At 65.6% G+C, this 12,745-nt stretch carries 17 protein-coding genes; 16 read left to right on the forward strand and 1 reads right to left on the reverse strand.

Annotation, left to right across the window (positions count from 1 at the left end; all coding sequences use genetic code 11):
- Window positions 1–122: 122 nt before the first annotated feature.
- The 15 genes from DFR67_RS23060 to DFR67_RS30615 all read left to right on the forward strand — a co-directional run bounded on the left by DFR67_RS23060 (window position 123) and on the right by DFR67_RS30615 (window position 11,625).
- Window positions 123–395 carry a hypothetical protein gene (locus DFR67_RS23060; RefSeq protein ID WP_110471833.1) on the forward strand — a complete coding sequence of 91 codons (273 nt, stop codon included), beginning with the start codon at window positions 123–125 and terminating at the stop codon, window positions 393–395.
- A gap of 20 nt (window positions 396–415) precedes the next feature.
- Window positions 416–724 (forward strand): hypothetical protein, encoded by a 309-nt coding sequence (locus DFR67_RS23065; protein ID WP_211325143.1) that lies wholly within the window; start codon window positions 416–418, stop codon window positions 722–724.
- A 448-nt stretch (window positions 725–1,172) separates the two neighbouring features.
- On the forward strand, window positions 1,173–1,355 hold the full coding sequence (locus DFR67_RS23070) for a hypothetical protein (protein WP_110471835.1): 183 nt from the start codon (window positions 1,173–1,175) through the stop codon (window positions 1,353–1,355).
- 19 nt (window positions 1,356–1,374) lie between these two features.
- Window positions 1,375–1,758 carry a hypothetical protein gene (locus DFR67_RS23075; protein WP_110471836.1) on the forward strand — a complete coding sequence of 128 codons (384 nt, stop codon included), beginning with the start codon at window positions 1,375–1,377 and terminating at the stop codon, window positions 1,756–1,758.
- 87 nt (window positions 1,759–1,845) lie between these two features.
- Window positions 1,846–3,525 carry a ParB/RepB/Spo0J family partition protein gene (locus tag DFR67_RS23080; RefSeq protein WP_110471837.1) on the forward strand — a complete coding sequence of 560 codons (1,680 nt, stop codon included), beginning with the start codon at window positions 1,846–1,848 and terminating at the stop codon, window positions 3,523–3,525.
- 874 nt (window positions 3,526–4,399) lie between these two features.
- The gene (locus tag DFR67_RS23085; protein WP_110471838.1) at window positions 4,400–4,609 is read left to right on the forward strand and encodes a hypothetical protein; all 210 of its coding nucleotides are present in this window, start codon (window positions 4,400–4,402) and stop codon (window positions 4,607–4,609) included.
- A gap of 392 nt (window positions 4,610–5,001) precedes the next feature.
- Complete coding sequence (locus tag DFR67_RS23090) at window positions 5,002–5,436, forward strand: hypothetical protein (protein ID WP_110471839.1); 435 nt, start codon at window positions 5,002–5,004, stop codon at window positions 5,434–5,436.
- Between the two features lie 88 nt (window positions 5,437–5,524).
- A complete protein-coding gene (locus DFR67_RS30605; RefSeq protein ID WP_158540015.1) occupies window positions 5,525–5,926 on the forward strand; it encodes a hypothetical protein in 402 nt (133 codons plus the stop codon).
- A complete protein-coding gene (locus DFR67_RS23095; RefSeq protein ID WP_110471840.1) occupies window positions 5,923–6,249 on the forward strand; it encodes a hypothetical protein in 327 nt (108 codons plus the stop codon). The genes DFR67_RS30605 and DFR67_RS23095 overlap by 4 nt, the downstream gene beginning before the upstream one ends.
- 250 nt (window positions 6,250–6,499) lie before the next feature.
- On the forward strand, window positions 6,500–7,168 hold the full coding sequence (locus DFR67_RS23100; RefSeq protein ID WP_110471841.1) for a hypothetical protein: 669 nt from the start codon (window positions 6,500–6,502) through the stop codon (window positions 7,166–7,168).
- Window positions 7,169–7,298: 130 nt separating this feature from the next.
- Window positions 7,299–7,613 carry a hypothetical protein gene (locus tag DFR67_RS23105; RefSeq protein ID WP_110471842.1) on the forward strand — a complete coding sequence of 105 codons (315 nt, stop codon included), beginning with the start codon at window positions 7,299–7,301 and terminating at the stop codon, window positions 7,611–7,613.
- Between the two features lie 1,592 nt (window positions 7,614–9,205).
- On the forward strand, window positions 9,206–9,649 hold the full coding sequence (locus tag DFR67_RS23120; RefSeq protein WP_110471845.1) for a hypothetical protein: 444 nt from the start codon (window positions 9,206–9,208) through the stop codon (window positions 9,647–9,649).
- Between the two features lie 81 nt (window positions 9,650–9,730).
- The gene (locus DFR67_RS30850; RefSeq protein ID WP_110471846.1) at window positions 9,731–10,006 is read left to right on the forward strand and encodes a DUF5419 family protein; all 276 of its coding nucleotides are present in this window, start codon (window positions 9,731–9,733) and stop codon (window positions 10,004–10,006) included.
- Between the two features lie 93 nt (window positions 10,007–10,099).
- Complete coding sequence (locus tag DFR67_RS23130) at window positions 10,100–11,122, forward strand: DUF3560 domain-containing protein (protein WP_110471847.1); 1,023 nt, start codon at window positions 10,100–10,102, stop codon at window positions 11,120–11,122.
- Between the two features lie 335 nt (window positions 11,123–11,457).
- Entirely contained in the window at window positions 11,458–11,625 is a 168-nt protein-coding gene (locus tag DFR67_RS30615) for a hypothetical protein (RefSeq protein ID WP_158540016.1), read from the forward strand.
- A 46-nt stretch (window positions 11,626–11,671) separates the two neighbouring features.
- Here DFR67_RS30615 and DFR67_RS23135 read toward each other — a convergent pair whose 3' ends face one another.
- Window positions 11,672–11,971 carry a hypothetical protein gene (locus tag DFR67_RS23135; RefSeq protein WP_146240510.1) on the reverse strand — a complete coding sequence of 100 codons (300 nt, stop codon included), beginning with the start codon at window positions 11,969–11,971 and terminating at the stop codon, window positions 11,672–11,674.
- A gap of 520 nt (window positions 11,972–12,491) precedes the next feature.
- On the opposite strand from DFR67_RS23135, the gene nrdH reads away from it, so the two are divergent.
- The gene (gene nrdH, locus DFR67_RS23140) at window positions 12,492–12,731 is read left to right on the forward strand and encodes a glutaredoxin-like protein NrdH (protein WP_110471849.1); all 240 of its coding nucleotides are present in this window, start codon (window positions 12,492–12,494) and stop codon (window positions 12,729–12,731) included.
- Window positions 12,732–12,745 lie beyond the last annotated feature (14 nt).

A 12,745-nucleotide genomic window follows, 5' to 3' on the forward strand; every position in this document is an offset into this window, starting at 1 on the left:
GAACTCCTTCGGATAGGGCTTGGGCATGTCGAACATCCTTTCACCGTGAGATCAAATCTCACAGGTCAGATGTCAACCAAAGTGGGGGCAATCCCGATGAGCCACAGGTAGAAGGCAAAGGCATGTCCACAAACAACAACACCCCCGACGACAGCTTCGGAAGGCCGACCGCCGAACTGATCGCCGCATCCATCCTGACACCACTGACCGTCCTCGCCATCGGCCTTTGGATGATGTCCACCGGCGGACCCCCGGGCAGCGGATCTAACACACTCACCTGGACAACCGGCGCAGCACTACTCCTCATCGACACCCTCGCCACCCTGGCCCTCCTCGGCATGGGCGCACTCGCCCTCGCAGCCAAAGTCCTCGGCCACCAACGCCCCACCCAGTAACGAACAAAGGACACCGCACCATGGAGAGCAACTCCACACTCAGCGACAGCGCAGACTGGTGGCTAGTCCTCTCTTCAAGAACAGAATTCGCCGACGGTACCCACGGCCGCGAAATGCACTGCAAAGTGCTGCAATGGGAACGCCTCACAGACAATCACGGCCAACCAGCACTCACCGCCTGGCTCAACGCGCGACACCCCATCCGCGCAGACCGACTCGAACAACACCGAGAAGCCGAAGGACTCTCCCGAGGCCCCTACGTCCGGCTGACCGCCGAAGACATCGAGACACTCCGCCAAGCCGGCACATGGCACACCATCGAACTCTAAACACCAGAGCTACCGCGACACCAAGCCCTACCGCGACTTAGCGCAGCTCCCGCACAACCGGCTCCCAGCGTCGACGACCTGGAGCCACACACCAACCCGAAGGCCGGCCACCCCACCAGGTGGCCGGCCTTCTTTGTTGTCCGCTGACGCGGCCACGACTGCCCGCTGCGCGGTCACCTACTCCGAGCGCCTACGGCGCACAGTGACACCGGCCTTCGGCCGGAACCCTTTTGTCCTTCTGGCCACTCGATTTTGACCGGCGTCGACCTCCACGCAAGACCCGGCTCCGCATTCGCTCCGGCCTGCCGGCTCGGAAACTTTTTCAACCCGTGCTTCGCAGAAAAACTTTCCGACCGAGTCTTGCGTTCCGGCCTCCTATGCCGGTCTGAATCGTGCTTGCCAGAAGGGCAAAAAAGTTGGCGGACACGACAACCCAGGGAGGCACGCCATGTTCTATGACCCGTTCGTTGCGATGGAGCACGTCTACAACGAGATCAAAACCCCCACCGATCCGGCCTACGCCGACCTCGACTACGACACCAAGAGCGCTCTGCTCGACCTCGCGATCAGCAGCCCCGAGGCACAGAAGGTGGCCGAAACCAGGCTCGACCCCGCCGACTTCAACCTCTGAGAAGCAAAGGAACCCACCGATGAGCATCGCCAGCATTTACACCGACATCGACGCCCTGACCGTCGCCGCCCCCAACCTCGCCGCCGTCCGCATGATCGCAACCCTGCGGGAGATCCCGTTCGAGCAGGCCCTGGTCGAGCAGGCCCGCGACTGGTGCACCGCCCTCGACGAAGCCATCGACCGGTCCGCGCAGGAAGCAGCCATCGCCATCGGTAACGCCGAAGGTGCCGCGATGACCGGTGCGCAGCGCGCGAAGTGGTACGCCGAAGCCCACGACCACCTGACCGAGGTCTACCGCCTCACCCAGATCAGGAATGTCGCCGCCCAGATGCTCGCCGACGCCGACACCAACCGGCTCGATGGCCGACCCGTTCGCACCGTCGAACTCCCCGACCACCAGTAACCACAAGGTTTCTGGCCCAAAAGAAAAGCAGCCGGGCCGACTGATACTCGGCCCGGTTGCTTCTCACCCACAGTAGGAGAAAACACCATGACAAACAACACCGCTACCGCCACCACTGTCGCGCAGACCGGCGAGTTCGTCGCCGCCGACCCGAACACCCTCGTCATCGATGACAACGTACGCACCGACGCCACCCTCGACAAGGCATTCGCGGCCTCCATCGCCGCCAGAGGCGTCCTGCTGCCGGTCCTGGCCACCCGCGACGACGACGGCACCCTGCGGGTGCGAGACGGACAACTGCGCACGCTGGCCGCTCGTGAGGCCGAGCTGGCGACCATCCCGGTCTACGTGATCAGTTCGGCGGCTGCCGATGACGCCGCGACCATCGAGCGGATCAGCGACCAGCTCCAAACCAACGAGCACCGCACGCAGCTCAACAACACCGACCGGGCGACGGCAATGCAGCAGTTGCTCGACCTGGGACTGTCGAGGACCAAGATCGCCAAGACCACCCACACGTCGAAAAAGACGGTGGACGCGGCCCTGGCCATCGCCGGATCCGATACTGCGATGGCAGCGGTCAACGACCTGCTGACCCTGGACCAGGGCGCGATCATCGCCGGATTCGAAGCAGACCAGGACACTGACGCCGTCACCGAGCTTCTCGACGCCGCCGCGCAGGGCCGGTTCGACCACAAGCACGCCGAGCTGCTCGAAACCGCCGCCGACCGCGCAGCTCTGCGCGAGGGGATGGCGCACTGGCGGAACGAGGGCTTTCACGTCAGCGCCGTACGCCCCCAATACCGCAGCGCCTGGACCGAATTGAGCGAGTTGGTCCACGCTGAGACCGGCGAGCGGGTGAGCGATGAGCAGTTCGAGGACCTCACCTCTGAGCACGTGATGGCGTTCGTGGAGACCGACTGCGACGAAATCTACGTCAACGCCGCCGGTGAGCAGGTCGCTGCGTCCTCGATCGATTGGAGCGTGCAGGACGCAGACCCCGACGTCGCCGCGACTGAGGGAATGGCTGACCCGCGCACCCTCACCGAAGGCGAGGAGTGGAACCACTACGTCACCTGGTACCACAACGATCCGGCCCGCGACGGCCTGGAAACACTCAGCGAGTACCGCAAGCGCAGCCGGGCAGCGGCAGCCGATGCCGACCTACCCGGTACTGCCCCCGCTGGTGACGCCGAGGTGCAGGACGACGGCGAAAGCCCCGACGACCGGGCCGACCGGCTCGCACGCGAGCGCGCCGAGCGTGAACGACTGCAAGCCGAGGCCGAGAAGCGCGAACGCCGCAAGGTCCTCACACTCAACAAGTTGGGTGTGGCGGCACAGAACGTGCGCCGCGAGAAGCTGACCGAGGCATTCGCCCGCAAGACCCTGCCCAAGGGCAAAGCTGCTGTGGTCGCGGCGTTCCTGGCAACGACGGTGTGGCGCAACGCCGATCTGTACAACGCCGCCCGCCAGGACGCCGACGCCAAGAAGATCGCCGCCGAGCTGCTCGGTGCCGATCCCCTCGACGCGCTCGACGGTGCCGCCGCCGAACGGGCCCAGCTGATCGCGCTCGCGATCACCTGCGCCGCGCACGAGGCCAACCTGCCCAAAGATGCCTGGCGCGGAGGCCACGCGTACCTGCGCACCGTCGGAGACGCCCGCACCCGATACCTGCGGTTCCTGACCGAGACGTTCGGCTACGCGCTCTCTGACATCGAAAAAGTCGTCACCGGCGACATCACGACCGACGACATCGACATCAGCTGACCAACAACCGTGCGGGGCAGATCGCACCACGATCTGCCCCGCACGGCAGCGGCCCTGTCGGCGCCCGCTGCTATCGTCAACGCCGAGCCTGGCCAGCAGTCCCCCCGGACCAATCCCCCCGATTGAAGCTGGCCAGGCTCCTCTATTTCCCGGCCGCGATCGGGCGGTGCCCCGGCTCGGTTCTGAACCGGCAGCACCTAAGCCGGGGCCAACGCTCCCAGGCACCCGACCTGCTGGTGGGCTACCCGGCGACGTTCCCGGTCACACCGGGTGTCGGACCTGCGGCCCGAGCTTCGCTGCTGTGGTCACCATAGGGGGCGCGCGCCTTTTCAGTGTCGCTGGCCGGGGGCCCGACCAGTCAACCCACGCCCCTGCGGTGTCGCCCGTTCTCCGCTGCGCTACGCCCGTGCGCTCCAACGATTTTCATCCCGCACTCGCTGCGCTCGCATGAAATTCGTCTCTGGCCGCCGGGACTCTTCGGGGTTGACAGCCCACCCCGGCCAGCGCGAACGCAAGGCGTCAAGCGCCACCAACCACGAAGGGCTCACCTCATGACCATCTCCTAGATCCTCGAAGACACCCGGCAGTCCATCCATCAGGCCGTCGCCGCCGAGAACGGCACCGACCGGCAACGATCAGCTGCCCACCATGCCCAGAGCCTGGCCAACACCATCCTCACCGACCCCGCTGCCACAGGCCGGGACCTGGGCAGGGCCCGGTACTACCTCGAGGAAGCCATCGGCATCCAAACCCTCACGACCGACTAACCCGGTCGGGGCCGGCGGGTCACCACCACGACCCGCCGGCCTTCACCGCCGCCGCACACCCCGCCTATCCGGGCGGGGCGCCAATCACCAGAGCGAAAGGCTCACACATGAACGTCTACACCACGATCGCCGGAATCCAGTACGGGCCGCTGGCCATTACCCAGGCCAGCTTGGTCCACCGCGTCGGATTGATCCGAGTCGAGATGGCCGACGGATCAACACCCACCGCCCAGACCCACCTCAGTCCCACCACCACCCAGACCGTCGAGCTGTTCCCCCGGACCATCGGCTACTGGTCCCTACAGGTAGCGCCGTAAGGCCCCCGGGCACCGACAGCCTGGCCCACCCCCACCGGGGTGGGCCTTTGTCGTGCGCTGACACGCGCATCGGCGGCGAGGGAGCTGTGTGCCCGCTGCGCGGTCACCTACTCGGAGCGCCTACGGCGCACTGTGACCCGGCCCTGGCGGGCCGGGATCTCATTTGCCCTTCTGGCCTTCCGATCATGACCGGTTCGTCCGCCGCTTCGGACTGCTGACCTGCGGCCCTAACGGGTCGGACACTTCTTCACCCGCACTCGCTGCGCTCGCAGAAAAACTGTCCGATCACCAGCCACTCCGCTCTGTCCTCGGCCGGCCCAATCGTGCGTGCCAGAAGGGCAAAAAAGTGGGCGGACACCAGGTCTGCCGCACCCATGCAGTGGAGGTCACCAATGGACATCAACGACGTAGCCAACCAAATCAACCCACGCCGCGCGCAGCTGGCCCTCGCGCAGATCATGGCGGCACTCGGAGCCTACGAGAATTGGTCGCCTGCGCACCTGGAGTGGATCGCCGACCACGCCACAATGGCATGGACCGGAACCGGTCTACCTTCCATCGCCGACCAGGACGGCGACGCGGTCGAGTTCTGGAAAGGTGTCGTCGACTCCACCGCGATGGCCGCGCCAGTCGACCCATTGGCGCGGTGGGCCGAGATGTTCAATGACCCGGAGCTCGCAGGCGAGATCGCCGCAGCGCTCAACTGGATCCAGGCTTACGCGACCGCGGCCGCGCTACGCGCCGCTGGGAACCCGCAGGCCGCTGAGACGTTCCTGGCGGCCCACAGGGCCCGCGCCACCATCGACGGCGAAACGCACCAGTCCTGACACGACCCCAGGCCCGTGCGGTGGGGTGCCCCCAGTGTCGGGGACACCCACCGCCCGTAGCCATCCTCCGCGCGGAAATGAGAACTAGATGACGGCTCCACCAGAGCTGTTCGCCCGCTGCGTCCTTCCCGGATGCACTCGCCCTGCCGACGAGCAGGGCCATCCCTGTCCCGACTGCGCCCGCGCATTCACCGGGTACCTGCACCCCGCCGCCGCACCGCCGCTGACCGAAGCCGAGCAACACGACCGCGACGAGCACATCCGAGCAGCGCAGCGCGGCCCACCGCACCGTCGCCGCCGCAGCGGCGGCCGCCGACGCCACCGGCGAGGCGTTGACCAAGCCGAACCAACGGTGCTGGCTCTGCGACGAACGCCGCACCTGCACCCGCATCAGCGGGCAATGGGAATGCCGACAGTGCCAGAGCGTCACCTGAGCTGCGCCCCCGATCACCACCCGACAACCTCTACCAAGGAGACCCGATCCCGATGAGCTACGCCCACTCCCCCGCCCTCGCGACACTGACCACCCCGGACACCACCGCCACGATCGTCGCCGCCAGCGGCGACACCGTCGTTCTCTGGTGGACAGACAACGCCGCCAACGAATGGTCCGAAACCCACACCGACCTCGCGACCGCACTGGCGCGGCTGGCGGTGCTGCAGCACTGCATCACCCACACCGAAGGCTTCGCCCACACCGATCCGCACGACTTCGCCAGCGCCGCCGCACCATTCCTGGACCGCAGCACCACCATGCCCGCTGCGCGGTCACCTACATGGAGCGCCTGGCGGCGCGCAGTGACCCGGCCCTAGCGGGCCGGGAACGCTTGTTTTGTCCCTTCTGGCCTTCCGATCATGAACGGTTCGTCCGCCGCTTCGGACTGCTGACCTATGGCCCCTGCGGGGTCGAAAACTTTTTCCACCCGCACTCGCTGCGCTCGCTGAAAAACTGTTCGATCACCAGCCACTCCGCTCTGTCCTCTGCCGTTCAGTCTCTCCTTTGCCAGAAGGGCAAAAAAGTTGGCGGACACCGGGTCTGCCGCAGTGAGACCGGGAGGTCACCATGGCTAAAGGCAAAGCGAATACGCCCACCACCGAAGCGCGCCGCGTTGACAGCAGCCGCCCCGGGCACACCCCCACCCCGCTACCCCTGCGGACCAACGGCGTCGTCAGCAACGTCAACATCACCGTCTGCGGAGAGCAGCACGGCCGCATCACCACCATTGCCCCAGGCACCGGGACCCCGGTCCTGCAAATCGAGTTCACCGGCATCACGATGCAGTTCACCAACTGCGAGCAAGTGCAACTGACACTCGGACTGTTCGCCATCGCCCGTCAGGCCCGGATGGGCATGGCCCGGATGCACCAGCTCCCCGGCATCATGAGCGAGAACAACGTGGGAGTGCAGACCACGATGATGTGGACCCGGCCGCCGAACGGAGCCGCACACCGCGACCAGTTCACCCACCCCGTCACCCGCAAAGTGTCCCCCTACGTCACCCTGCGGATGCCGCCGCTGACGTTCGCCCTGATGGACACCACCGCCATCGAAACCATGCTCGCCACCATGAAAAAGGCCCACAAGCTGGCCATTGCCCTGTTCGACGACGGCGACACCTACGCCAAGAACTCAGCCGCCGACAGCTGGCGACCCCGCGCTCAACACCGCTTCAAGATCACCGGCACCGGCTGGATCACCAACGGCCCCACCCCCGGCAACGGCAACCGCTAACTCCCGGTATCCCCAGACCCGAAGTTATCCACACAAAACAGGTCTGGGGACCCCATATGCCGCGCGGCCCGAGGGGTCGCGCGGCATCCTTGTCACCACCGGAACCACTCACCGACAAGGACACCCCACCATGATCTGCTGGAGCATCACCGCCTACACCGCAAGCAAACCCGACGACGTCCTCATCGACGCCAACGCCGCCACCACCTACACCGACGCCCACCGCGCCGCCGGCGATGCGGCACTCGCTGCGCTCGACCACATCGCCGGCGAACAACCCCACGCCGTCCCCTTCCTCACCATCAGCATCGACGACCAACCGCTCCTGCTGGCCTGCGCCAGCAAAGACGAACACGGCACCGTCGACCACGCCTCACTCAAGGCCGCCGCCGCCCACGTCCGCGACACCGGACAGGCATACGCACCCACCACCACGCCCTGGTGACTTACACCGCAGTGCCCACACCGCGCGGGCCGGGCTTTGTCATGTCGGCGCGACTGGCGTCTGCTCGCCGGGAGACTTCCACCAGCTGGTTCCAGGCGAAGACGCTTCGCAACCGACGCTGGGCCTTCGGCCCGCGATCGGTGCCCTCAATCAATACCGGCCCCGGCCCCACCGCGAGGTGCCGCAAGAACCTGTCCGAGGTCCCGCCAAACGCTCATGACCAGCGCCAATACCGTCCCTGCCAATGCCCAGCTACCCAAAAACCACAGGACCGGGGTCGCAGCCAGAACGGCGAGCAGCAGACCAACAACCAACCAAATCAGACGAAATCCCCGCGAATCGGGGTTCTTTATCTTTCGCAACCTGACTAGACTCATAGCTGTCTTCCTCCAACGGAATCGACACACATGCCCCCGTCCCGTGCCAGCGGAACGGGGGCAAAGTCGTCTCATAACGACCTACATCCATTCTGAGCCGGGTAACGGACAGCCCTAGCATCATCGACAACACTTAAACCCGATTTTATGGTTGAATTCTGGTATGTCGCGTGGACTTGGACGGCGTCAGAGCCAGGTACTTGCATCTATGAAATACGTTGGTGCACAAGATCGCAAAGTTCAAAGCCCACACCGATATAGATGGTTCAACCTCTACATGTGTGGCTTGTTAACCGAGAAGACACCCACGGCCGAACGGTCTGCACTGAACCGGAGCATCAGAACGCTGGCAAGGGACGGACTCCTGGAAATTTCGCATGAGTTCCCCTACGACCTTCTCTGGATCGCACGCCCTGGCGCCTACGGAGATACACAGCGCTCTCCGCTTAACCTCGCAGTCCTCGACCCCAGACCCGTGCTCCCAGGTCAGCAACTATGGTTTCGGAAGCCAGGGCTCCCGAAGCTCTTTACCCCAGAGCTCGTCGAAGATATGGGTGCTGAACTCGAAGGCGTGCTGCCCGACGGCGATGCAACCTGGTCAATGGTGATGGAATTCTCCTTCGGAGATGGATACTTCGCAGAATTTTCTGGCGGACGCGATCCACATCAAGCACTGAACTCAGAAGACGGCCAGTTCGCACGCTGGTACCTCTACGGACCAACACCCAAAACGCCTCGCCCACGCAAACAACGACCCACCGACGCACGATAAGAGCTCCCGCGACACCAAGCCCTCCCGAACCCGCGCCGCTCCCGCACAATCACCCCGACAGCCACGTGCGTCAGGGACCAACACCCTTCGAGGCCAGGCCACCGACATCAGGTGGCCGGCCTTATTGCTCGCCACGCGAGCAACCATGTGGAACCGCCTGCGGCGGCGCAGTGACCCGGCCTGCGGCCGGGATCTGATTGTTTTCCCTTCTGGCCTTCCGATTGTGACCGGCGTCGTCCTGCGCGCAAGGCCCCGCCTGCGCTGCGCTCCGGCCCTACGGGTGCACAAACTTTTCACACCCACACTCCGCTGCGCTGCGCGTGAAAACTTTGCGCCCGCGGCCTTGCACTCCGTCCTCCTAAGCCGGTCTTTATCTCCATTGCCAGAAGGGCAAAAAAGTTGGCGGACAACAGGTCTGCCGCACGTAGGCCGGGAGGGTCACCATGAAGAAAACCGCAGCCGTCGACGCCAAGGGACTGACCCTGTCGGTCTACCGCAACGCCCAGTACACCACCGACTTCACACTCGGAGGACTCACCGGCCGCCACAACGCAGTGACTCTCGTCGGTTTCCAAACCCCGGACGATGAGGACGAAGACCGCGCGTTCTACCCGCTGACCGGTATGCACGTCACCCGACTTCCCAAGGGATGCGAGGTGTTCGCACCCACCGAGCACGCCCCGGCCGTGATCCTGCGGTACAGCGCCGCCCTAGACACCCGAGCACCCCGCCACATGCACCTGGCCCCCGTCGACGCCGGACCCCGACGCGGCATGGCGGGAGGCAACTACGCAGGAACCTCCGACAGTCGCCTCCCGGAGCTGATGGAGCAGCTCACCGGCTACCGCCAGCACATCATCGCCGTGCATGACCGGTTCGAGGGATGAGCGTGCCCGGGATCTACAGCGGCACCCCCCGCCCAGCAAGCCGCCCTGACCGACGCACTACACAGCTGAAAGGCCCCACCCGTGAACGCATGGATCGCAGACAAAGACCCCGCAGCAGTCAGCGCAATAGCCGATCGCATCGCCAAGAACGAACCCGCACGGATTACCGAGGCCGCAGGCGATCGCACGTTCGCCGTGTGGATGCTCGGAGTCGACCGCGAGCTCCGCGCCACCACCGGCTTCAACCACTCCGACCTCCCGGATTGGACCTGGCGCAGCGCCTACGACGACGACCTGGCCCCCGACGACGCCGCGGCCGACGCTCTGCAGTTCTGGCAGGAGTACGGCGACCTCTAAACCACTCGGCCCGCCAGGGCCGGCCGCCGCCCCCATCGGTGGCCGGCCCTGGCCCCCTCAACTCCTCAACCACTTGTGAAAGCAGGCCCCACTATGACCATCACCATCAGCCACACCGCCGCAGACGGAACGCTCGTCGAGGGCACCAGCAAAGGCGACGGCACCAACACCGTCCTGAAAGCCCACGGTTTCCGGTGGTTCCGCACCCTCGGACTCTGGGGCATCGCCGCCAGCCGCGACCGACAACCCAACGAATACAAGATCAACCGCGCCGCTGACGCGCTCCGTGCCGCCGGACACACCGTGACCGTCGACATCGACCGAGACCACAGGCCCGCCGCCGACGCCGAAGCCGACCGCCTGGACCGGCAAGACGGCCGCGCCGCCGCCCTGGCCGCCAAAGCCGCGCGCAAACACCAAGCCGCCCAGGCGGCGTGGGACAAAGACAAGGCCGCGACCGCCGCACTGCCCCCGGGAGGCGAACCGATCAAGGTAGGCCATCACTCCGAAGGCTGGCACCGCAACGCGCTCGACAAGGCATGGAAAACCCTCGGCGCGGCCGTGGCCGCAGAGGCCACCGCCACCGACGCCGACCATCGCGCCCAGGCCGCCGCCGCGACCACCGGCCACCGCTACAACCCGACCACCGTCGCCAATCGCATCGACACACTCGAAGCCGAACACCGCCCCGACCAACGAGCCCTCGACGGGCACACCCGCACCCTGTTCACCGATGCCCGCGGAGACAAGCGCACCGAAACCACCCCAGCGGCGACCGGTATGCACCGAGACCGCATCATCGCCCGGATGGCTCAGCTCGCCGAGGACATCGCGCACTGGACGAGCGTGCGGGCCGACCAGATCGCCGCCGGCCAGGCCACCAACTACACCCGCGAAACCATCACCCCCGGCGACCTGGTGCGCGACCGCTACAACGACTGGCTACGAGTGCGCCGCACCAACGCCAAGAGCGTGACCGTCGAATACCCCGCACGCCACGGCGACGGGATGCTCACCGCGACGATCAAATATCCCGATCTCACCGGCCACCGCGCCGCGACCCCTGCCGCCGACGACGAGTATCCGAACCCGGCCACGACCCGCCAGGCCGGGTAACTGCCATCGTGTGATCGCGTAGCGGATCTCACTTGCCCGCTGCGCGGTCACACGAGGATTCGGGCCTGCGGCCCGAGCTTCGCTCCTGTGGTCACCAGGGGCGCGCGTCTTCTCAGTATCTCAGGGCGGGGGCCCGAGCGGTCAACCCACGCACCGGCGCTTGTCGCCTGTTCTCCGCTGCGCTGCGCCCATGCGCTCCAACCACTTTCATCCCGCACTCGCTGCGCTCGCAGGAAAGTGGCTTCCGGCCGCTGGCACTCTCCGGGGTTGACCGCCCACCCTCGCCCTGAGCGACTGCGAAGCCGACAGCGTCGCCCACAACGAGAGGAACCATCATGATCAACAACCTCACCATCATCGGACAAGCCGACATTCTCACCACCGCCACGTCGCTGGCACGCAGCGCCGCCGACGCGGCGGCCGCCGGCACTACCGCCAGCTACGACAGCGGCTGGTACCTCCCGGACGGCACACCGTCCGATCCCTTCGGGGAGAACAACTAGCAGGCCGCACCGGCCCCACCCGCAAGGGTGGGGCCACACTGCCGCTCTACAGAACGTTGATCGGCGCGTTCAAAAACCACGGCGCATTCGGCGCCATGCTGGGCGCAAAGCATGTCGCCCGGTTCGAGGTAAACAGCGGTGCGAGAGCCGGATTCGCCCGAGCGAAGTTCGCGCAATGCTCAGGCCCGCGGAACGGACCGTACTCGTAGTAGGTGGAATCGTCCCACCAGTACCGAGTCTTCTCGACCACGTGCACGGTGTCGGCGGCCGCCGGCCCCACACCCGCCCCGACACCGGCCGCCAGCGCCGCCGCCGCCACTGCACCACACATCGCTCTACGTATCACAAGGACATCCCTTCGAGTTGGCCACACCGGCACACACACCACGCGTCCACCGACCACACAGGAGCCAGACAATCAGCACATGCCAACGCCAAAACCGTGCCGTGACAACTGCTCTCACGACACGACAATATGGCGATGCGGCACAGCCGCAACGAAAAGAGATGCCCGACGCCAATCTGGCAACACCAAGACTACCGCCCGCGACCTGCCACCGCATAGGGCATTGCCTGATAGGCGATCATCTCGTAAACCGACGCGCACACGTCAAGTGGATTCCGACACGAAAGACCCACGCGCTGCGCTTATTTCGCGGCCCTTTCCCGCCTCCACCACTGGACCCGCACGCCCCGGCCCAGAGCGGCGCCAAATATCAGGAAAAGCCCAGGTCTCACTACCTAACGAGACCCGCAAACAGTAACCGAAAAGTGACCAAAATCATTGCAGTACAACGCAATACGCGATACCATGGACGCATACACAACGAACCCCAGTCGCACGAAACTTCGGAAGGTCGCCCACGATGACTACCGCCACGATCACCGTCTACACCAAGCCCGCCTGCGTGCAATGCAACGCCACCTACAAGGCCCTGGACAAGAACAACCTCGACTACAACGTCGTCGACATCACCGAAGACACCGCCGCACGCGACTACGTGATGAGCCTGGGCTACCTGCAAGCCCCCGTCGTCGTGGCCGGCGAAGACCACTGGTCCGGGTTCCGCCCCGACCGCATCAAGGCCGCCGCCGCAGCGGCATGAAGAGAGGAATCCCC

It is taken from the genome of Williamsia limnetica (assembly GCF_003217475.1).
In the GTDB taxonomy this organism is placed as follows: domain Bacteria; phylum Actinomycetota; class Actinomycetes; order Mycobacteriales; family Mycobacteriaceae; genus Williamsia; species Williamsia limnetica.